Below are 18,567 nucleotides of genomic sequence, written 5' to 3'. Positions count from 1 at the left end.
ATCAGAAACCCTGGCCTCGCAGATCGGCGAGAACATCGTCGGCATCGCGGAGCGCGACCGATCGGGTCCAGAAACGGTGCCGGTCGGGTTTGAGCAGAAAAACGAATTCCTTGTCGTACAGTCGCGTAATCCGCGTGATCGTCAGGCTCGAGCCCCGCCGCTCGCGCAACAAGCTGTCGAGTTTGATGCGTAGTTCATCGGCACCCGTCCAATCGACTTGGCCATCACCGAAGGCAAAGGCCCGGCAAATAGCGCCGGACCATTTTTGTGCGGGAAGCGGGCGCAGCGGCGTGCGCGAATAGATCGCATTCAACTGCCGCGTGAACACCTTGTCGAAGGCTTCAAGGGCCGCTGGCGGGGCTGCCTGCATGACGGCGGAACCCGTACCAAGCCGAATGAAATCGCGCTGATGCTCGACGATGTCTTCAGCAATGATCCTTTCGTTATCGCTGAGATCCAGATTCCCGCTTTCGGGATAGGGTAGGGCAAGCACGTCTGCGTTTAGGATCGCCGTCGCACGCTGCGTAAACAGGCGGGGGCTGATGCCCGCGATATAGGCTCGCAGGGCTACCGACTCCCGTTCAAGCCATTCGCCAATCGCCGCGAGTTGAGGGAGCTGACCGCGTGGTGCCGCAAGGCCGACGATCTCGTGTTTATAGGTTAGATAGTGACCCGTCCACATCCCGTGGTGCAGATCTTCATGCTCTTTGATGAGCAGGAGCGGCGGCGTAAATCGGCGCTCCGTCTTCGTATCCTTGATTGGTTGCTTGGGCACGACGGCAAGATTGCTCGTGTCGAGACCGGCGCTGGATAGCGCGCTGGTGGGAAGGAGCGGTTTGCCGATGAGATGGTTGGCGGGGCGCGAGATACCCTTCTGTCCCGCAATATAGCCTTCGCCGAAATCCCATTGCCGCTGTTCGGCGAATTGTCGCAGCGTAGGATAGGTGCGCAGCCGCTTGATCAGATCGTGCGCCCGGCTGCCCCCCAGCAGATTGGCCCGCCAGATGTCCCGCGACTGTTGAGCATCGATGTTGCTGATCCAGTGAAGATCGTAATAATCAATGTCGAATCCCTGCTCTGCGGTCGCCCGGCCGTTGCGCCGGAAAGCTGCGTGCAGGAGGCGGCCGTCGACTTCGGGATCTTCCGCCTCTGCGATTACGACGACAATCTTCGGATCGGCGTTTCCCTTTTTGAACAGTCCCCGGACGGATACAAAGTCCAATAGCTCGCGGACACGCCAGGTTTTGAAGAACGCTTGGCGGACCGAATGGGCATTCTGGTTGTACAGGAACCCCGACGGCTCGATCATTGCGAGAATGCCGCCTTTAGTCGCCATCGCCATGGCTTCGTGGAGGAACAGGTAGGCGAGCTGCTTGTCGGCGAGGGGGCCGTACTCCTTCGTATACGACGCGGCGCAATCGCGAGCACCCTTGGTCGTCAGCGACGAGGCGAAGGGCGGGTTGCCGACAATGATCGCGACCTTCTGCGCGATAAGGCCATTTTTCTTTGCGTCGAAAAAGCAGCTCCAATGGAGCGTCTCGCCGGCAAGGCGTGGGAAGAGCTTCACGCTGGCGCGAATATCCTCGGGCTTCAAGGCGTCGCATAGGCTGAGGCAGAGGCTGAATGCTGCGAGCTCGACCGCACCTTCCTCGAGATCGACGCCATGAATGCGCTGGAGCAGCCCGCGAAGAGTTTCCACGCCGGGATGCACCCATCCGTTGCGCGAACGCCAATGGAGCACGAGCCGCTTGTACGCCTCGACGAGGAAAACGCCCGAACCGCATGCCGGATCGAGGATGACTCCGTCGCTTTCCATCAGCGCGTCGATCCGATCCCAATCGAGAACCTCCTCGAGCATCAGTCGAACAAGCGCCGGCGGCGTGTAGATGGAGCTGGCCTCGTCTTTCACGAAGAGCTGGTAGATGTTGCTGATCAGCTCGACCGGCAGGTCTCGGAACGAATAAAGGCGCCAGAAGCTGAGCTGGCCGGTTTCATCTTCATAGCCCTGCACCAATCGCGCATAGCGGGCGAGATCGGAAGTTTTGGCCAAGGCGGCGCGTTCGCTGTCGCGAAGTCGGAAGACATGGCCGTTGAATCTTGCCTCAAGCGCTTCGAGCAGCCTGATCAGCGCCGGACCGTCGGCAAGGACCTCGAAGAAGCGAGAGGCACCGGGCAGGGCGCTCGCGAAATCATGGGGGAGCAAGACCAGTCGCTCTTCGAGATATGCGATCAGCAGTGACAGGATGAGCAGCCGGCGGCGCAGCGCCGGGTCAAGCAATTCGCTGTCCGAAAGCTGTATGGCGAGCGCGCGGACCCCGGCGACCAGTTTGCGGTGAGCCGACTTGGTCGCGGACAGCATGAGCAGGCATGCGTCGGGGTCATCCCAGATCGCGCCATTGCGGATTCGCTGCGCGTCCCACCAGACATCTTGCTCCGCGATCGCCGCGCCCAATTCCAGCGTGCGGATCGGATTGCATATCGGACGATCGTCCGTACCGACGAAATCCGGCTGGTGTGCGCAGCGAAACAACTGGATGACGCCCGGTCCTGCGCGATAGACCAGCGGCACGCCGCCCCAGCTCCATAGTCGCTTGTGGAGTTCGGCAAATCTTGTGTCGTCGGGATGATCCTTGGTGTCGAAGACGAACGCCTGCGCGACCGGGGTCCGTCCTTGTCGCTGCGCCTCGAAGAAGACCGCGCGTGCCCCATAACTGGCCGCACGCTCGATCATGGCTACGACATCCGGATTCTGCCCTTCGCGATCGAACGAGGCAACCGGAACCAATCCTTCGACGGCCGGGACGTCCCCGCGGCCGATCGAAAACAGCCATTCGGCGCCAGCGAACGCCGCATCGGGCGCGTGCACTGTCATCGCCGGAGTCCGGTCAGCCGCGACGGCGCCGTCAGCATCACTTCTGCCGCTTTTTCTTCGTTAGCGCGAAGCCTTCCTTGAGAAGGTCTGTCATCGTCATGCCTTGCGCGACAGCGAACCCTTTGAAGTCCTTCTTGAAGTCGGCGCTCACCTTGAAATTGAGCGATTTGTTTTCGCCATCCGTGGCACCATCGTCTACGATCTGCTTGTCGACCATCAGGCGAACCTCCCCACTGCGGACCGCCGTGGGCCGTGCGCATCTGGTGGAGAAATACAGAAATCGGCCTTTCTTGCAATCCACAAATGTGGATTGCAAGAAATCTGGATATCCAGAAATCAGGAACCTGGGAATGGTGAGCACGCGTCGTCCTCGAATTCGGTCTCCGATTCAAATGTCGCAATAGAACAAATAAGGAACAAATGCACCAAGCAATCCGCGTGGGTGCAAATTGTGACTAAGGATGCGTTGGGTTTTCTTCCTTTCACCGGCTGTGCGGAATGGCGGGGAGGCGAATGCGCCTGCATCGGGGCCTACCTCGGGTCGCGCGCGCCAAACGGCTGCAAGTAAGGTGCATTGGGGTGGCCGCACTGCGCTCAGCATTTCTCCGCGTCCGCTTTCAAAGATTCGTGACCGAAAGCGGCCTGACCGCAAACGTTGAGAGTTTCGGACGCCGCCAGGCGTCAGAAAGTCTTCGGTGCACCGGCCAGTGGCGGCGGATTGCACTTCAATCCGCCGCCGATCGGTTTGATCAGTCGAATTTGACCAAATTCAGAGCAGGGAGCGGTCCGCCCGGGAACTGGACGAGGCGTCCGCCGGTCGCGAGCGAGCCGAGATCGATCCCGGCAAAGCCGAGCCGGTCGATCAGCGCGCCGACCTTGGCCTTGGCCGGGGCATCGTCGCCTGAGTAGAAGAGCACGCGATGGCCACCTTCACTGGCCGGATCGCGCGAGACGAGATGCGGCTGAAGGTGGTTGAATGCCTTCACCACCCGGGCGCCCGGCACCATGTCGGCGAACACTTCTGATGACGCACGCCCTCCAAGGTCGAAAGGCTTGAATAGCGGCGCTTCGATCGGGTTGTTGGTGTCGACGACGATGCGGCCGCCAAAGTCGGGCAGGTCGGCGAGCGCGGCCGGAAGCTTCGACCAGTTCACCGCGACGAAGACGATATCCTTCGCGGCGGCTTCCTCGCGCGTTCCGGCGGTGATCGCCGGACCGATGGCCGCGACGACCTCGGCGAGGCTCTCGGGGCCACGGCGGTTGGCGAGCGTCGCCGGGATATCCTTGTTCGCGAGCGCGGTGGCGATGGCGCGGCCGATGTTGCCGGCGCCGATGATGCCGATGCTGGGCATGACGATAGTCCTTTCTGGTCGGGTCAGGCGGTCAAGCCGCCGTCGGCGACGATGTCGGCGCCGGTGACGAAGGCGGCTTCGTCGCTGGCCAGGAAGGCGACGATGCTGGCGATTTCAGCCGGCTGGCCATAGCGGCCGATTGCCATGCCGGGACCGACGATCGCGGCGACGGGGCCGTCGGCGGGGTTCATGTCGGTGTCGGTCGGGCCGGGGTGGACGGTGTTGACCGTGATCCCCTTGGGCCCGAGATCGCGCGCGAGGCTGCGGTTGAAGCCGGTGATCGCGCCCTTGGTCAGCGTATAGACCGACGCGGTTGGAAAGGCGGCGTAGCGCGTCATCGACGAACCGATGTGGATGATGCGGCCGCCCACTTTCATGCGCCGCGCGGCTTCCTGTGTCGCGACGAAGACGCCGGTGACGTTGACCGCGAGCATGCGCTCATAATCCTCGAACCGGAACTCTTCGATCGGCGCGTTGACCGCGACGCCGGCATTGTTGACGAGGATATCGATGCCGCCGAAGGCTTCGACGGTCTGGATGACCGCGGCGCGAACGGCGTCGGGGTCGCCCGCATCGGCGGCAATGGCGATGGCCTTCCCGCCCGCGGCTTCGATCTCGGCGACAACGCTCGCCGCGCTGTCGGGCGACGCGCTGTAGGTGATGGCGACCGCCGCGCCGTCGGCGGCGAGGCGGCGCGCGATGGCGGCGCCGATCGAGCGCGAGCCGCCGGTGACAAGGGCGGTTTTGCCCGTGAGGTTCTGGCTAGCTTTGGTCATGGTCTGCACTCCTTGTTGTGGGGTGAGACCAAGATGGCGCAATGTTTATGGCTCGATTAGTCGGTAATGATTTGCTATATATTCAATCATTGATTGAAAATGGAAACGCTCGCCAATCTTATATCCTTTGTGCGCAGCGCCGAGCTGGGCAGCTTTTCCGAAGCGGCGCGCCGGCTGGCGCTGACCCCGGCGGCGGTGAGCCGCAACGTCACGATGCTCGAACGCAATCTGGGGGTGCGGCTCTTCCACCGGTCGACGCGCAGGTTGACGCTGACCGAGGCGGGGGAAGCCTTTCGCCTCGCGATTGCGGGAAGCCTCGACGACATCCAGGCGGCGATCGCGGGGATTGCTTCGGACAGCGGGGAACCGGCGGGGGTGCTGAAGGTCAGTATGGCGCCGACCTTTGGCGTTATGCACCTGCTGCCGATGCTGCCCGCCTTCCTCGCGCGTTATCCCCGCATCCGGCCCGAATGGCATTTCGAGAATCGGCCGGTCGACATTGTTGCCGAGGGTTATGATGCGGCGATCGGGGGCGGCTTCGACCTGTCGCCGGGAGTCGTGGCGCGGGCCCTGGCGCCCGCGCATATCGTCGCGGTCGCATCGCCCGCCTATATGGCGGGCCGCGTCGCGCCGGGCGATCCTGCCGGACTGGTCGAGTTTGAAGGCATCGTCATGCGCTCGCTCCAGTCGGGGCGCATCCGCCACTGGATGATGCGCGATGCGGTCGGGAACGAGAGCGCGGCGACATTGCGTGAGGATATCGTCGTCAACGATCCCGCCGCGATGCGCGAAGTCGCGCGGCTCGGGCTCGGTGTCGCGCTTCTCGCGATGCCCGATGTGCTGCCGGAACTCGAGAGTGGTAAGCTGGTGCGGCTGGTCCCACGCTGGTACGCCGACGCGGGTGCGATCTCGGTCTATTATGCGTCGCGCACGCTGCTTCCCGGCAAGACGCGCGCGTTCGTCGATTGGGTCGCCGATGTTTTCAAACGCGAGCGGCTGGCCGAACGGTTTGCGGGTAGCTTGGGTAGTTAACGCTCAGTCCCGGAAAGTCTGCTTCTCGATGCTGGCTAGATAAAAGCTGCACGACCGCAACCGGTCAGAATTGCTTCAAAAGCAGCCCCGTGAGCGATTGACCAGCTTGACCGTTTGGCGGTGGCAGCGGGAACGGCCACTTTACCGCCCCGGCATCGAATGACGCTCTATCCTGAATTCGGATCGATCTCGACCGTCTGGACTGATCGTCGGCTTCCCTGCTTCAGAGGTGGAAAGGGGGTGAGGGCGGAGTGCGTCCGAAGGCTGATCGGCCTTCTGCGTAACCCAGCCAATCAAGGAGAGCCACCATGGCCACGCTTGCACCCACGACCGATCATCCCGTTTCCGGCGCCTATCGTGTCGATATTTCCCGCGGCCGAAATATCGGGCGCGTATCTTCTGAATGGTTCTCGCGGCCCGACGATGAGCGCTATCTTTCGCTGACCGAGCTTTACGCGGCCGTTCGTACCCGCGCCGACCGCTCCACGGCGCGCGTCGTGGATAGCAAGGAGATTCGCGTCGAGGCGCGCAGCGACAGCCCCGAACGCCTCTCGCTCATCGTTCCCGGTGAAGAACGGCCCGTTGCCCCGACCAACTGGTCGTTCGGACAGCTTTGCAGCCTTGTCAGTGCGCCCGCATCCTATCTGCGCGAACTGCCTGCGGCGCTCGCGGGGATCAACCTCCAGCACGGGCTCGTCGCGCACCGGGCCGAGCAGGTCAAACTCTACCAGACCCACGATGGTCGGAACGAATTACGCGCTGCCACCGGTCCTGACTATGGCCGGATATTCGATCACGAACTCGTCGCCGCGGTGATGAAGATCGCCGGCGACGGCGTCGGGCAGACGCGGTGGAAGGTTCCGGGCGTGCTCGACTGGTCGAACATGTACTATAATCCCTATGTCGATGTCAGCCGCGACACGACCACGCTTTATGCCTCGGACCGCGATGTCTTTCTTTTTCTGGTCGATGACACGCACCCGATCGAGGCGGGCAAGCTTCCGAACGGCGAGCCCGATCTCTACTTCCGCGGCTTCTACACCTGGAACTCTGAGGTCGGCGCGAAGACGCTCGGCATGGCGACCTTCTATCTCCGCGCCGTCTGCATGAACCGGAACCTCTGGGGCGTGGAGAATTTCGAGGAGGTCAAGATCCGGCACTCGAAATTCGCTGCCAACCGCTTCGCGCACGAAGCCGCGCCGGCGCTCGAGCGTTTCGCGGACTCCTCGCCGATGCGCTTCGTCAGTGGCGTCAAAACCGCGCGTGAACGCATCGTCGCCCGGAAGGACGAAGATCGCGAGGACTTTCTGCGCAAGCGGGGCTTCTCGAAGGCCGAGTCCGCCAAGATTGTCGCGACGGTGCTGGGCGAGGAAGGCCGCCCGCCCGAGAGCATCTACGACTTCGTGCAGGGCATCACCGCCTTCGCCCGTACCAAGACCCACCAGGACAGCAGGCTCGATATCGAGAGCAAGGCCCGCAAGCTCCTCGAAGCCGTCCACTGACATTCTGCGCCGCCGGACGCGATCGTCCGGCGGCCAATTTTCCGAAGGAGGAAAACCATGGCCGACGCACGCCACACGCTGCTTGAGACGATGCAGGATCTCATGTCCAACTATCTCGTCGATGAATGCCCCGACCATGTGACGTGGGAAGATTTCGATCCTGATATCGACGGTCTGCGATCCACCGTCATCGACCTGCTCGACAAGTCACTGTCGCCGACCGCTCCGGCAGATATCGTCACCTATGTCGTCGACGTCGATTTCTATAGCGGCGATGACCGCTTCGCGACCGAGGTCTTCACGATCGACGCTTCGACGCCCGAAGGCGCCCAGCACCGCGCGCTCTCGCTGTCGCTCGACAGCATCTACAACGACCCGCGCATTCCCGACCTTTCTCGGACGGCCGCAGTCAAATCCACCGACGACGGCGCGGGCGATCCCGAATGATCACCGACCGGACCCAGCGGTGGCGCGAGCGCCGGTGCCGCTGGGTGCCGGGCACTGGGAGATCGACCCCGGAACCCTGTCCGTCGATATAATCGATACCCGGCGTGAGGCCGCGCCGTTCGTCAGGGAACATCATTATGCGGGGGCGATGCCGGTCGCACGGCTCTCGGTCGGCCTCTTCGCCAATGGCCGCGGCGGACGATCGGAACTCGTGGGCGTTTGCGTCTTCTCGCACCCGGTCAATAATGCAAGCGCTCCGAAAACGGCGGGCCTCGGCGATCCGCGCGCGGCGTGCGACCTTGGACGTCTCGTCATACTCGACAGTCAGGGCGCCAATTCGGAATCGTTCCTGGCGGCACGGGCGTTCCGGCTGCTCCGCCGCCAGAAACCCGAGATTCTGTCGGTCATATCCTATGCCGACCCGGTCAGGCGCGTCGATGCAGACGGACACGTGTTCCTTCCTGGCCATGTCGGCGGCCTCTACGCGGTGATGGGAAGTCGCTACACCGGCCGATCAAGCCCGCGCGTTGACCTCATCCTTCCCGATGGGCGCCCCATATCGTCGCGGGCAATATCCAAGATCCGCAATGCCGAATGCGGTCAGAGATATGCGATGGAGGATTTGATCCGAGCCGGTGCCCGCGCGCCGCGCCTCGGTGAGGACCGTGGCGAATGGCTCGCCAGCCTAGAACACACCGGCTTTTTGACACGGCGCCGCCATCCTGGCTGCCACGCCTATCTCTTTCCCTTGACGAGGGCGGTCCGGATCGCCGCGCGCAAGGTGCCGAGCCTGCCTTATCCCATCCTAGACCGGGCGGCGACCGGAGGCGACGTCACAGCGCTCCCGCTCCTCGACCTCGCTGCCTAGGCGGTCCTTTCAGTGATCGGCGGCGACGACTGCCCAAATCTACTCGTTCACGGAGAAAGCTCATGCACATCATTTTCCAGATTCAAGGTCGGATGGACGTGCCTGACGGCACCACTCCCTCACCCGGCATCGAGAACCAGTTTCGGCTTCCCTCAGGGCAAATTATCTCGGTTCACCCTGTCATCGAGCTGGCAAGCGGCCTCGATGCGGATGGCCATCGCGATCTCACCTATACGGAAGCCGCGGGGTTGGGAATTCTCCTCGACCTGTACGATCGAACAGCGACTCTCCGCACATAGAATTGAGCCCAGGCTCGATACTCCAGCACGGCCTGAAATTCCCGACAAACAGCGACCGACAGCGCAGCCATCGTGGTCGCTGCATGGAGAAGAGGGAGAGGGGCTCGGGTGATCGTCCAACTCAGGAGGTATACTACCCATGAAAATCGAACTTCGCCGCATCACCTATAATGCTGCGCTGTCGCAGGAAACCAGCGCCTACACGGCCGACGTCTATATCGATGGCGAACTGGCCTTCCATGCCCGCAACCAAGGGACGGGCGGCGCTGACTTCTTCCATAAGGTCGGCCGCTGGACCGAGATGGAAGTCAACCAATGGCTGGTCGCGAACCGGCCGCAGCAGTCCTTCGGCAAGTTCACCTACGATCATGACCTCGAGGTCGAAGTCGGCGATCTCCTTGCCCGCGAACTCGAACGCCGCCGATTGAAGCGGCTGATGCGCACCTTTGTCGTTACGATCGAGCGTGGTCAGATCTTCCAGTACCCGCTGCGTAAGCGCCCGGCCGACACGATCATCAGTGCGGTCCTGGCGACCAATCCCGATGCGATCATCGTCAATGGCGCGCGCGACGACCTGCTCCGCCAGGCCCTGGACATCCACCTATCGCAGAAATGAGCGACCAGCACGAACGCCAAGGAATCCGAACATGGCCAACAACTATGTCGAGACGGCCTTCAATGTGCCCGTCACGCCCGAAGAAGCATCGCTGCTCGAGGAATGCTTTCTTGTCGCCGAGAAACTGTCCGGCGATTTCGAGGGAACACCGAGCGGGGAGATGGCGGCGCTCGCGTCGCTCTACGCCGCCTGCAGCGATGCCTTCAGCAAATTCTTCCCCAAGCAAGATCACGAAGAAGATCCGTTCGCATCCTTCCTCGAACTCTGGCCCTATCCTGATATTCCCTCATTCGATGCGGACATCACGATCGACGACAATCGCGACGATACGGGCCGCGTCGCGTTCATTCGCGGACATGAAGCCGATGTTGAGGCGCTCGCATCGCTGATCCAAAAGGTCTGCAAAAGCGCGCTTCCCTTCGGTTTCGAGTGGGCGTCTACCTGCGACAAGTTCAGGCCGGGCCAGCATGGCGGCGGATATTTCGTCATCACCGGCACGGAGATTCTCGGCACCTCGACCCGCGAGATGATGGACGAAACGCTGCGATCGGTCCGCCCGGGATTGAGGACGTGACCGGCATCACCAGCGCGAGCGTGACGCTCTATGTCGATGTGTGGGACGAGCAAATCATGCGGCAATCGGCCTTTGCCGCCTATGCGCAGACGAGCGGAACCGCCGATCAGTCCGATTTTGAACTGATGTGCGGGACACAGGGCCAGCCCGATATCTGCGCATGCCTCAAGATGATCTTCGATCCCGGCCCGAGCCCGCTGGGCGTCCAGATCGAGGATTGCTGTGCCGAGCTAATCGATAATTGCGAACCGCAACTGGCCGACTGAAGCCGGAGGAGAGGGGGATGGGCAGGGGCGGGCGCGATGGGGCGCCCGAAGGCAGGAGCCTATCCCATGGCTTACGATATCGCGTTCCGATTTCAGCAAGCGCTCGATCCCTCGGGGCTGTCGACGCTTCCCGCCTGTCTCCACGCGCTGACCGCCGCGATCACGGATTGCCGGAACGCGGGCAAGTCCGACGATCTCGATCCCGCCGTGATTTTGCTGGCACGCCATCTCGGCGCCATCGCGAGAGACTTGGGCGAGGGTGACAGTCTGCTTCGCCGCGCCTGCATGGACCGGATTGCCGACATGCGAGGCAAATCCGCCCTCGCGGTGCTCGCGCAAAAGGGCGTCAGCTATGACGAGCAGGCCAAGAAGCTCTTCCATAGCGATGGCCGGAAGGCGCTGAAGCGCCTCGCCGACGCGCTTTGCCTCGCCGACGGAAGCTACGACCTGCGCTCGAACAAGGGCGGCATCGCGGTCAGCGGCGAGATCGTCCTTCATGGCGAAGGCATCTATGTCCAGCTCGGCCTCGGCATCGGGTCCGGCCGCGAGGTGATGTTTCGCCGTGTCGCAGGTCGACGAGACTATTGCGGCGACCGCAATCATTGGGCCGCCATTGGCGAACTGCTCGAGCCCGATCGCCTGGCGGCGCGCATCCGCCGCGACCTCCATCTCCCCAACCCCGGATCGCCGCCCCTGCGGCTCGTTGCCTGAGGAGCAAATCGATGGAAATCATTGTCTCCCGTTCCCGCCTCGCGGGGACGCCGCCCCATTATATCTACCGCGTCCTGGTCCCCGCCGACGGCGTCGCGGCAGAACGACGCATGATCGGCGGTGCGTCCGCTGCGCCCAAGATTGCGGGGCGGATCGCATGTGTTCGCATGGCGCCCATCGTAGCGCCCGAGCGCTATTTGATGATGAGCCCCGTCGAACGTGCGGCCCTCGCGCCGCGCATCGGGGCGCTCAGCCGCAGGATCGAATTGCTGATCATCCGCTCGATCTTCCCCGAGATGACAGCGGACTCGGTGCCGATCGTATTCGAGCTCGACCATGACCCAGGCGATGCGTGCGTCTGGATCCAAATCGCGGACCTCACGGCCGCGTTCGATCGCCTTGAGGCCAACCTCGACATTCTCACGGCCTTCGACCTCGGTCTGCGTCAGGGCGACAATTTACGCGCCGCCTGATGTCGGTCGGCCGAGTCCACGAAACCTGCAACCTCGTCCTGAAGCCACCCAAAAAGAAAGGGTCTGAAATGAGCGTTATCGGACATAATCACATACGAAAGGTCGAAACGTTCGACGGCTACGATATCATCGCCCACCCACTGCCGGCGCGCGATGATCGCGTCTACTATCCGACGGAACCCGACGGCTGCAGCGCCGGCGTCACCTATGCCTCGCACAATGTGATGATCGCAAGGCCGACCGGCATCGGCAAGAAGGGCCGCCTCGCCATATTGATGCACCATGGCGGCGGCCGCCATGTTCTCGAATTCTACGAGGGGCTTCTGCCGGTCGCTTCGGCCCTGCTCGCTCTTCCCGAGCGCGAGCAATATGCGCTTGCCTACACGATCTTCGAGCAAGCCGACGAATGCGCGATGGGCATGCGCGCCGCCGAGGCGCGGCGCTGGGCCGAGGCCCATGTCGATGGCCGCATCCGCAAGCGCCGCCGCGGTCGCTCACAACAGGTCTATGTCGAAACCGAGGCTGAGCGAGCCATTCGCCGAAGCCGATAAGCGGGGCCCCTGATGACGGGCCCATGCGCCCGCTTCCCCTGGGCTAGGAGGAAAGGGGGAGCGGGGCGGTGCGGCAGCAATGATGTTGCCCGGCAACCGGAGATCCTGTCATGACGCTTCCCCGCGAGATTCGGCCATCGGTCGGCGATGAACTCATCACGAAGGTATCGCGCCTGTTCAATGGGACGATCACCGACGTTCTCAACGAGCTGTTCCAGAATGCCCGCCGCGCGGGCGCCGGACGGATCGACGTTCATCTGGGCGACCACGAGGGCAGCTCGAGCCTTCACATCGCCGACGATGGCCGCGGTATCGACGACCCTGCTTCCTTCGTCACGCTTGGGCGCTCTGGCTGGAGCGACGAGATCGCGCAGCGCGAGGACCCGGCCGGCATGGGTGTGTTCAGCCTGGCCGGCAGGACCGTGACCGTGCGGTCCTTCTCGCGGGTCGCAGACGAGGGCTGGACAATGACCATCCCCGCGGACGGCTGGGAAGGAGCGCAGCCCCTGGCTGTCGAAAACTGTCGCATCCGGGCGGGCACAGAGATCATCATCGCCATGCCCAAGGAATGGCTCTGCAATCTTCGGGGCCAGATCGAGGCCGCTGCCAAGCATTTCCCCCTGCCTGTCCACTTCCACGGCGCACTGCTGCCGCGTGAGGATTTCCTCGAAGGGGCCCATCGGGTCGAGGAATGGAACGGTTGCCGGATCGGCATCTTCCGCGCGAATTATGATCTCGCGACTGAACCGCGGATCAACTTTCACGGGGTCAAGGTCGCCTGCCGCTTGCCGTCGGTCAAAGAGGTCGATGGTTCGTATCCCTGGACGGCCCGGATCGACATCGTCGACGCGCCATCGTTGCAGCTCGTGCTCCCTGCGCGCAAGGAAATGGTCGATAATGCCGCGCTCGCTTCGCTGCGGGTAGCCGTTCAGGCCACCATTTATCGAACCATTGCAACCGAGAGCAGCCACCGACTTTCATTCCAGAACTGGCAGCGCGCAGCCGATCTCGGCATCGAACTTCCCGAAGCCAGTGCCTGGCTCTCCGAATGGTGCCCACGCACGGCGGACGATCGTGGCGGCGCCGAGGGCGCCCGCATCGAGGCCGTCCCGATGATCCTGATTCCCGATCATGACGCCGATATCGAGCAATGCGCGGCATCGCTGCTGACCGAAGAGAGGCTCGGCTTTCGTGCCGTCCGCGCCGAGGACGCGTTCGCGGGCTACAAATGGTATGATGACCTTCCCCGCGTCACGGGCCTGTCCTTTGCGACCGAGATTGACGGGCGTCAGATTCACTACGCCGACGGCGATGTGATTTGCTCGGACACATTGTCTGGCCGCGTTCCTATGATCACGCTCGAAGTTCCAGTCGTCCGCTGCGCCGCGTCCGACGAGCCGATCGCGACGTTGAACTTTCCCGTCGACATGCTGGTCTGTGCGAATGGCGGAAGCGGTCTTGATGAAACCCATGTCTTCGTTCGCGAAGGAGCCACTATCGCGCCGGCGGCGCTTGCGCAGATGATCGAGGATTGCTGCTTTGCCTACGACGAGGATTGTAGCAGCGATAGTTGGCACACCCAGCACCGCGATTTTGAACGCGATGCCCGCAAATTTGCAAATGAACTGCTTCTTGGAGCCGATGAAGCGCTCGCCGAGAACATCCGCGCCGTTTTCGCCGAAGAAGTTCAATGGATGATCCCGATCGGGCGGCGGCTCACGCTCGAGGCCTATCACGGCAATGTGCGGGTCGCGTTGGCGGCCAATGACGCCGACCCTGAAACCACTGTGGCATGACGATGCCGGAATCTTGAACCGAGCGGGCGATCCGTGGTCACCTGACCGGCCCAATTCCCGAGGAGTCACTCCCATGGCGGAAGACGAATTCGACGATCTCGTCGACAACGCGACCCATGCGGTCAACAATTTGATCCCATCCTCGCTACTCGCCGGAATGGATGCCGAGGGGAGATCGCATCTCCTGAACCTGATCAACGATGCTCTTGCGCCCATCTTGCGCGACCTCGGCCCTCCCGAGAGTGGCGACGCGGGCTCCGCGAGGACGCGCCTTTCGACGATGGCCGCGTTCCTTTCCGAACTGATCGAGACGCATATCGACAAATGCGAGAACGCCGGGGGCGGTCCGGACGAGCGCCCGCCGCACATCGTCTCCGAGGCATTTGGCACGCAGGCTTATATCGCAAGCATCGCGACCAGCTCCAGGATCGATGCCGCGCATATTCATGTCGTGTTCGAAGACGGTGATGCCTTCCGGCTCACGATCAAACGCGTCGGCACCTGAAGGCGGGCCTCTCCTCATCCACTTCGACTGGACTTTGTCATGGCGAACGCTGAACCATCGATCCGATTGTCGCCGCGGCGCGCGGAACTCGCCTCCTTCGAGCGTTGCTATGCCGTTGCCGTCAGGCGGTGCGCCGCCAGCGGTCGCGCCCAGTTCATCGTGAACACTGGAGAGACGCTGCGGCCTTTCAGGGTCTCATCGCGACCGCCCGGCAATGGCGAAAGGTTGACGACCCTCGTCGCCTGACCGGCCAATACGGAGGAGGGAAGGGAGAAGCATCGGCGAGGATCGTTGGAAGGGTATTCGCCGATGACATCTTCACGCCCGCAACATTCGCACCGCTTCTTTCGGCGATCGCTCGGCTGCCGGTGCCGTTGATATGGCTACCGCGCTCGCCCGCCTCTCGTCTGATGTCCGGCCACACCCGGGTCTTCCGGACGATCCTGCGCTGCCACGTCCGCCGGTCATCGCCGCATGGGGCATGGGACTCGATAGCACGGCGATGATCATCGAATGGATCGCGCGCGGCCGACCCCTGGACCTCGTGCTGACGGCCGACACCGGCAGCGAGCGTCCGGAAACCTATGACTATCTCCCGATATTTCAGCGCTGGATGGATGCCCGCGGCATAGCGCACGAGATCGTCCGCTATGCCCCGAAGCGCTTCAAGCATTGGCCGCCCTATTTCTCCCTGCTCGAAAACTGCCTCACCAACGCGACCCTGCCCTCGATCAGCTTCGGGCGTCACAGTTGCAGTCAGAAATGGAAGATCCAGCCACAGGATAAATGGGTCGAGAGCTGGGATCCCGCGAAGCAGGCGTGGGCACGCGGCGGCAAGGTGATCAAGCTCATTGGCTACGATGCATCGCCGGCGGACAGCCGCCGGTATGCGCACCGCGAGGGGCATGTCGACCCGCGCTATGACTATTGTTACCCCTTACGCGACTGGGGTTGGGACCGGCATCGATGCGCGGCTCGCATCAAGGCCGAAGGCCTTCCCGTTCCCGTCAAGTCGAGCTGCTTCTTCTGCGCCGCGATGAAGCCGCACGAGGTTCAGACCTTGCCCGCTTGGTGTCTGCGCCTGATCGTCCTGATGGAAGCGCGCGCGGCCCCCCGCCTGATCAATGTCGAAGGCCTGTGGCGGCGGTCCACCCGTGCGCGGCCCGGTACGATGACCGAGTTCATCCGGGACCGCGGCCTGTTGCCGCCCCGCGAGATTGCCGCGATCGTGAACGGCGCACCCGTCGCCCTCGTCGAATTCCAGGCAGTCGCGGCGCAGATCCCGATCGAAGAGCGACCGCCGCTCCGCGAATGGATCGACCGGTTCAACGCCGGTGTCACGCGGCTCGCGGCGTGACCATCGAGCACCGCGGATCCGAATTCGCGGATCGAACAGCAGGAATCGGTTCGTTGAATTGCCCTCGACCAGAGCCTCCCTTCAAGGAATACGCCATGGAAACCGGACAATATCTTGTGCTCAGCACCGCCCATATTCGCTGCGCGACCGGGCAGCTGCTCACCGCTTGGGCAGACTATCCGCCGCACAGGCGGCCGCTGTGCGTCGCGCCAACGCAATATGGCTGGTTCCTCCATACGATGACGCTACCGCCCGAAGCGCAGCGCTGTCTCCCCAAGGAACTGCCCGCGATCCTGGCGCTCGGCCGCGACAACGGCTGTGATTATGTGCTGCTCGACAGCGACGGACCGACCGAGGACTTGCTACCGACGTTCCCTTGGTAGGTCCCTGTAAGTGTCTGGATGAGATAGTTCGGTGTCGGACTGCCGATTACTTGCCCTTTGTTCCCGGTGGAATGCCTGCTATTGGTAAAGTTAGATAGCTTGGCATTCGAAGGGTGAACGCATGGACGATTCCGAAACGCTCGTAACGCTGACCGCCGATATCGTGGCTGCTCATGTCAGCAACAACAGCGTCGCGATATCCGACATTCCCCTCGTCATTCGGTCCGTCCATGAAGCCCTCGCCGGTCTTGGCGTGACCGAGCCCCCCGAAGTCAAACAGGAGCCCGCCGTCTCGATCCGCGCCTCCGTGAAGCCCGATTACATCGTGTGCCTTGAAGACGGCAAGAAGCTCAAGATGCTCCGCCGCCACCTGATGACGGCCTATAACATGACCCCCGACGAGTATCGCGCGAAGTGGGACCTTCCCAAGGACTATCCGATGGTCGCGCCCAATTATGCCGAGACCCGCCGCACTCTCGCCAAGGCCATTGGCCTCGGAACCAAGGGTCGGGGCGGCGGCGGCAAGGCCCCGCGTGGCCGCGCCAAGGCAAAATAGCCCGGTCTTATCCTCCGGAAGGTCCCGCCCTTAGATCGTCCGCGCTTTGGGCACGCCTCAATGAAATTGGTCTTGACGTTGGCCGCCGCTCTGTGGGCGGTCCGGCGACCTTCACGCGCAACACCGCGACCGCGCCGTCACCGGACCGCGAGCTACCGCTCGCTCTGACCCCTCGCATCGCGGAATGACACTACCGGCGGCGTTAGCGGCCGCCGCCTCTCTTATCTTGAGACTGCCGTCCGACCGATCGCAGGCGCGCCGCATTGGCAGCGCGCCTGCGGCGCGTTCGAGACTCTGTCCCCTGGAATAGCCTGGCACCGGACTGTTGTGCTTGATCCGCAGATGGTTGGATGTCGCTGCGGGGCGGCTGTCCGCTGCCGCGGGCACCGCCGCTCTATCTCCGCGGCGCTGCGCGCCGCTCCGACCGAGCTCCGGCTGCGCCGGATCTCGGCCCTGAAGGGTAACGATTGGCTGCCGAAAGGGAAATGCGCGGGGGCCGGGTGGAGCTAGGCCGGTCGGCCGCGCCGACGGGATGGCGGGGGACTGACCTCGCACGCATCGGCCGAGACTTCGAGATCGATCGCGAGCTGGCGCAGCGCCCGCGCGGCCCCGAGCCGCTGGAGCCCGTCACCATGCGCCGCGGAACTGCCGCGATCCGCGCGCGACCGCGCGAGCCGCGCAACCGTCCTCATCGTCTCGGCATCCATGCGACCTGCATAGCGCATCCGCGCGCCTGAAGCGAGCGGGTGCGTGAGGGCGCGAGGGCGGGTGCGACCGCAGGCCGCGGCGCCGGACGGCGGCGGCGGGACAGAGAGGAGAGGGGGACCTTGGCGGGTGTCGCTTCGGGATTGGCCGGAGCGATGAACGTCAAAGGAAAGTCCCATGAATATTGGTGAATTCAGCAATCGGAACGGCCGTCTGATGGGGTCGATCGCGACCCGCACCATCGATCTGCCGCGTCTCGGCCTTCGTCCGGTCGAGAGCGATCACGAGCGGGCCCCGGCCTATGAGATCGTCGCGCTCAACGTCGGCAATCGCTGGGTCCAACTCGGCGCTCTCTGGGAAGCCGTCGCCAAAAATACCACCGGCGAAGTCTTCCTTCAGGGCTCGATCGACGACCCGAGCCTCCCGGAACCGCTCCCGATCGCGCTCTTCGGGTCCGAGCAGGATGGCTACCGCGTCGCGTGGCGGCGCCCGCAGCGCCGCGACGACTTCGGTCCCGCGATCCGCTCGTCGCGCCGCGACTATGGCGACGGTGAGCAGGGCGGCGGGTTCGGCGAGAGCACCGCAGGCACCGACGGCGCGCTGATGGATAATGGCGCGGGCGCCGGCGCCGACGTCGATGATGAGGTCCCGTTCTGACGGTCAGGCTTGACGGGCCGGGGGCTTCGGTTCCCGGCCCATTTTTCTCATCCAGCTTGGGAGGCCGTCATGGCCCAGATTCGTCTCATCGAATGCGGCGCCGTCATCGCCGCTGTCTTCGACATCGTCGCCGGAACCGCGCTCGAACCGCTCGCGCCCGTCCTCGCATGGGAGGTCGTCAACGGGCTGCGCCCGCTGGACGGCATCGCTGCCAGCCCGGCGCCGCGGAAGCCTGCGGGCGCAACGCTCCACTGATCCTCGTGCGGCCG

At 63.4% G+C, this 18,567-nt stretch carries 24 protein-coding genes; 20 read left to right on the top strand and 4 right to left on the bottom strand.

The window, feature by feature from the left end; genetic code table 11:
* Position 1 precedes the first annotated feature (1 nt).
* On the bottom strand, positions 2–2,569 hold the full coding sequence (locus tag AOA14_RS01265; protein ID WP_202988356.1) for an HsdM family class I SAM-dependent methyltransferase: 2,568 nt from the start codon (positions 2,567–2,569) through the stop codon (positions 2–4).
* Positions 2,570–2,593: 24 nt separating this feature from the next.
* Between AOA14_RS01265 and AOA14_RS19565 the strand changes: the two genes are divergently transcribed.
* Together AOA14_RS19565 and AOA14_RS19560 are read left to right on the top strand one after the other, a co-directional pair.
* The gene (locus tag AOA14_RS19565) at positions 2,594–2,953 is read left to right on the top strand and encodes a hypothetical protein (protein WP_202988355.1); all 360 of its coding nucleotides are present in this window, start codon (positions 2,594–2,596) and stop codon (positions 2,951–2,953) included.
* Positions 2,954–2,975: 22 nt separating this feature from the next.
* Positions 2,976–3,440 carry a hypothetical protein gene (locus tag AOA14_RS19560; protein WP_202988354.1) on the top strand — a complete coding sequence of 155 codons (465 nt, stop codon included), beginning with the start codon at positions 2,976–2,978 and terminating at the stop codon, positions 3,438–3,440.
* A 181-nt stretch (positions 3,441–3,621) separates the two neighbouring features.
* On the opposite strand, the gene AOA14_RS01255 is transcribed toward AOA14_RS19560, so the two are convergent.
* Both AOA14_RS01255 and AOA14_RS01250 read right to left on the bottom strand, forming a co-directional pair.
* On the bottom strand, positions 3,622–4,224 hold the full coding sequence (locus AOA14_RS01255) for an NADPH-dependent F420 reductase (RefSeq protein WP_062900449.1): 603 nt from the start codon (positions 4,222–4,224) through the stop codon (positions 3,622–3,624).
* A gap of 23 nt (positions 4,225–4,247) precedes the next feature.
* Complete coding sequence (locus AOA14_RS01250) at positions 4,248–5,000, bottom strand: 3-oxoacyl-ACP reductase family protein (RefSeq protein ID WP_062902942.1); 753 nt, start codon at positions 4,998–5,000, stop codon at positions 4,248–4,250.
* A gap of 129 nt (positions 5,001–5,129) precedes the next feature.
* Between AOA14_RS01250 and AOA14_RS01245 the strand changes: the two genes are divergently transcribed.
* The 16 genes from AOA14_RS01245 (at position 5,130) to AOA14_RS01170 (ending at position 16,936) form a co-directional block, all read left to right on the top strand.
* Positions 5,130–6,032: a LysR family transcriptional regulator gene (locus tag AOA14_RS01245; RefSeq protein WP_238929704.1), complete on the top strand. Its 903-nt coding sequence runs from the start codon at positions 5,130–5,132 to the stop codon at positions 6,030–6,032.
* Positions 6,033–6,340: 308 nt separating this feature from the next.
* On the top strand, positions 6,341–7,534 hold the full coding sequence (locus AOA14_RS01240; RefSeq protein WP_062900447.1) for a hypothetical protein: 1,194 nt from the start codon (positions 6,341–6,343) through the stop codon (positions 7,532–7,534).
* A 57-nt stretch (positions 7,535–7,591) separates the two neighbouring features.
* Positions 7,592–7,981, top strand: a complete 390-nt coding sequence (locus tag AOA14_RS20030) for a hypothetical protein (protein ID WP_232014692.1) — start codon at positions 7,592–7,594, stop codon at positions 7,979–7,981.
* 19 nt (positions 7,982–8,000) lie between these two features.
* Entirely contained in the window at positions 8,001–8,849 is an 849-nt protein-coding gene (locus AOA14_RS01230) for a Mom family adenine methylcarbamoylation protein (RefSeq protein WP_232014691.1), read from the top strand.
* A gap of 62 nt (positions 8,850–8,911) precedes the next feature.
* Entirely contained in the window at positions 8,912–9,148 is a 237-nt protein-coding gene (locus tag AOA14_RS01225) for a hypothetical protein (RefSeq protein ID WP_062900446.1), read from the top strand.
* Between the two features lie 139 nt (positions 9,149–9,287).
* On the top strand, positions 9,288–9,764 hold the full coding sequence (locus AOA14_RS01220; protein ID WP_062900445.1) for a hypothetical protein: 477 nt from the start codon (positions 9,288–9,290) through the stop codon (positions 9,762–9,764).
* Positions 9,706–10,338, top strand: coding sequence for a hypothetical protein (locus AOA14_RS01215; RefSeq protein ID WP_137868952.1), 633 nt, complete (start codon positions 9,706–9,708; stop codon positions 10,336–10,338). The genes AOA14_RS01220 and AOA14_RS01215 overlap by 59 nt, the downstream gene beginning before the upstream one ends.
* Positions 10,335–10,604 carry a hypothetical protein gene (locus AOA14_RS01210; RefSeq protein WP_062900443.1) on the top strand — a complete coding sequence of 90 codons (270 nt, stop codon included), beginning with the start codon at positions 10,335–10,337 and terminating at the stop codon, positions 10,602–10,604. The genes AOA14_RS01215 and AOA14_RS01210 overlap by 4 nt, the downstream gene beginning before the upstream one ends.
* 66 nt (positions 10,605–10,670) lie before the next feature.
* Positions 10,671–11,315: a hypothetical protein gene (locus tag AOA14_RS01205; RefSeq protein WP_062900442.1), complete on the top strand. Its 645-nt coding sequence runs from the start codon at positions 10,671–10,673 to the stop codon at positions 11,313–11,315.
* Between the two features lie 11 nt (positions 11,316–11,326).
* Positions 11,327–11,788: a hypothetical protein gene (locus tag AOA14_RS01200; protein WP_062900441.1), complete on the top strand. Its 462-nt coding sequence runs from the start codon at positions 11,327–11,329 to the stop codon at positions 11,786–11,788.
* A 68-nt stretch (positions 11,789–11,856) separates the two neighbouring features.
* On the top strand, positions 11,857–12,339 hold the full coding sequence (locus AOA14_RS01195) for a hypothetical protein (RefSeq protein WP_062902940.1): 483 nt from the start codon (positions 11,857–11,859) through the stop codon (positions 12,337–12,339).
* A 392-nt stretch (positions 12,340–12,731) separates the two neighbouring features.
* Positions 12,732–14,135: an ATP-binding protein gene (locus tag AOA14_RS01190; protein ID WP_238929703.1), complete on the top strand. Its 1,404-nt coding sequence runs from the start codon at positions 12,732–12,734 to the stop codon at positions 14,133–14,135.
* Positions 14,136–14,208: 73 nt separating this feature from the next.
* Positions 14,209–14,640 carry a hypothetical protein gene (locus AOA14_RS01185; RefSeq protein ID WP_062900439.1) on the top strand — a complete coding sequence of 144 codons (432 nt, stop codon included), beginning with the start codon at positions 14,209–14,211 and terminating at the stop codon, positions 14,638–14,640.
* Between the two features lie 481 nt (positions 14,641–15,121).
* Complete coding sequence (locus tag AOA14_RS01180; protein WP_232014689.1) at positions 15,122–15,997, top strand: hypothetical protein; 876 nt, start codon at positions 15,122–15,124, stop codon at positions 15,995–15,997.
* Positions 15,998–16,092: 95 nt separating this feature from the next.
* Positions 16,093–16,380, top strand: a complete 288-nt coding sequence (locus AOA14_RS01175; protein WP_062900438.1) for a DUF5983 family protein — start codon at positions 16,093–16,095, stop codon at positions 16,378–16,380.
* A 121-nt stretch (positions 16,381–16,501) separates the two neighbouring features.
* The gene (locus AOA14_RS01170; RefSeq protein ID WP_062900437.1) at positions 16,502–16,936 is read left to right on the top strand and encodes a Ros/MucR family transcriptional regulator; all 435 of its coding nucleotides are present in this window, start codon (positions 16,502–16,504) and stop codon (positions 16,934–16,936) included.
* A 506-nt stretch (positions 16,937–17,442) separates the two neighbouring features.
* Here AOA14_RS01170 and AOA14_RS01165 read toward each other — a convergent pair.
* Positions 17,443–17,661, bottom strand: a complete 219-nt coding sequence (locus AOA14_RS01165) for a hypothetical protein (protein WP_232014688.1) — start codon at positions 17,659–17,661, stop codon at positions 17,443–17,445.
* A gap of 157 nt (positions 17,662–17,818) precedes the next feature.
* Between AOA14_RS01165 and AOA14_RS01160 the strand changes: the two genes are divergently transcribed.
* Positions 17,819–18,298 (top strand): DUF736 domain-containing protein, encoded by a 480-nt coding sequence (locus AOA14_RS01160; protein WP_062900435.1) that lies wholly within the window; start codon positions 17,819–17,821, stop codon positions 18,296–18,298.
* A gap of 69 nt (positions 18,299–18,367) precedes the next feature.
* Positions 18,368–18,553, top strand: coding sequence for a hypothetical protein (locus tag AOA14_RS01155; RefSeq protein WP_062900434.1), 186 nt, complete (start codon positions 18,368–18,370; stop codon positions 18,551–18,553).
* Positions 18,554–18,567: the final 14 nt, after the last annotated feature.

It is taken from the genome of Sphingopyxis terrae subsp. terrae NBRC 15098 (assembly GCF_001610975.1).
Classification (GTDB): Bacteria; Pseudomonadota; Alphaproteobacteria; order Sphingomonadales; family Sphingomonadaceae; genus Sphingopyxis; species Sphingopyxis terrae_A.
The sequence above is the reverse complement of the archived record's forward strand: the minus strand, read 5'-3'. Positions and strand labels throughout refer to the sequence as shown.

Excerpts from the sequence above, each read along its gene's own strand:
- AOA14_RS01255 (WP_062900449.1), bottom strand. The coding sequence starts at position 4,224 with ATGCCCAGCATCGGCATCATCGGCGCCGGCAACATCGGCCGCGCCATC.
- AOA14_RS01250 (WP_062902942.1), bottom strand. The coding sequence starts at position 5,000 with ATGACCAAAGCTAGCCAGAACCTCACGGGCAAAACCGCCCTTGTCACC.
- AOA14_RS01240 (WP_062900447.1), top strand. The coding sequence starts at position 6,341 with ATGGCCACGCTTGCACCCACGACCGATCATCCCGTTTCCGGCGCCTAT.
- AOA14_RS20030 (WP_232014692.1), top strand. The coding sequence starts at position 7,592 with ATGGCCGACGCACGCCACACGCTGCTTGAGACGATGCAGGATCTCATG.
- AOA14_RS01225 (WP_062900446.1), top strand. The coding sequence starts at position 8,912 with ATGCACATCATTTTCCAGATTCAAGGTCGGATGGACGTGCCTGACGGC.
- AOA14_RS01220 (WP_062900445.1), top strand. The coding sequence starts at position 9,288 with ATGAAAATCGAACTTCGCCGCATCACCTATAATGCTGCGCTGTCGCAG.
- AOA14_RS01215 (WP_137868952.1), top strand. The coding sequence starts at position 9,706 with ATGGCGCGCGCGACGACCTGCTCCGCCAGGCCCTGGACATCCACCTAT.
- AOA14_RS01205 (WP_062900442.1), top strand. The coding sequence starts at position 10,671 with ATGGCTTACGATATCGCGTTCCGATTTCAGCAAGCGCTCGATCCCTCG.
- AOA14_RS01200 (WP_062900441.1), top strand. The coding sequence starts at position 11,327 with ATGGAAATCATTGTCTCCCGTTCCCGCCTCGCGGGGACGCCGCCCCAT.
- AOA14_RS01195 (WP_062902940.1), top strand. The coding sequence starts at position 11,857 with ATGAGCGTTATCGGACATAATCACATACGAAAGGTCGAAACGTTCGAC.
- AOA14_RS01190 (WP_238929703.1), top strand. The coding sequence starts at position 12,732 with ATGGGTGTGTTCAGCCTGGCCGGCAGGACCGTGACCGTGCGGTCCTTC.
- AOA14_RS01185 (WP_062900439.1), top strand. The coding sequence starts at position 14,209 with ATGGCGGAAGACGAATTCGACGATCTCGTCGACAACGCGACCCATGCG.
- AOA14_RS01180 (WP_232014689.1), top strand. The coding sequence starts at position 15,122 with ATGGGACTCGATAGCACGGCGATGATCATCGAATGGATCGCGCGCGGC.
- AOA14_RS01175 (WP_062900438.1), top strand. The coding sequence starts at position 16,093 with ATGGAAACCGGACAATATCTTGTGCTCAGCACCGCCCATATTCGCTGC.
- AOA14_RS01170 (WP_062900437.1), top strand. The coding sequence starts at position 16,502 with ATGGACGATTCCGAAACGCTCGTAACGCTGACCGCCGATATCGTGGCT.
- AOA14_RS01165 (WP_232014688.1), bottom strand. The coding sequence starts at position 17,661 with ATGCGCTATGCAGGTCGCATGGATGCCGAGACGATGAGGACGGTTGCG.
- AOA14_RS01160 (WP_062900435.1), top strand. The coding sequence starts at position 17,819 with ATGAATATTGGTGAATTCAGCAATCGGAACGGCCGTCTGATGGGGTCG.
- AOA14_RS01155 (WP_062900434.1), top strand. The coding sequence starts at position 18,368 with ATGGCCCAGATTCGTCTCATCGAATGCGGCGCCGTCATCGCCGCTGTC.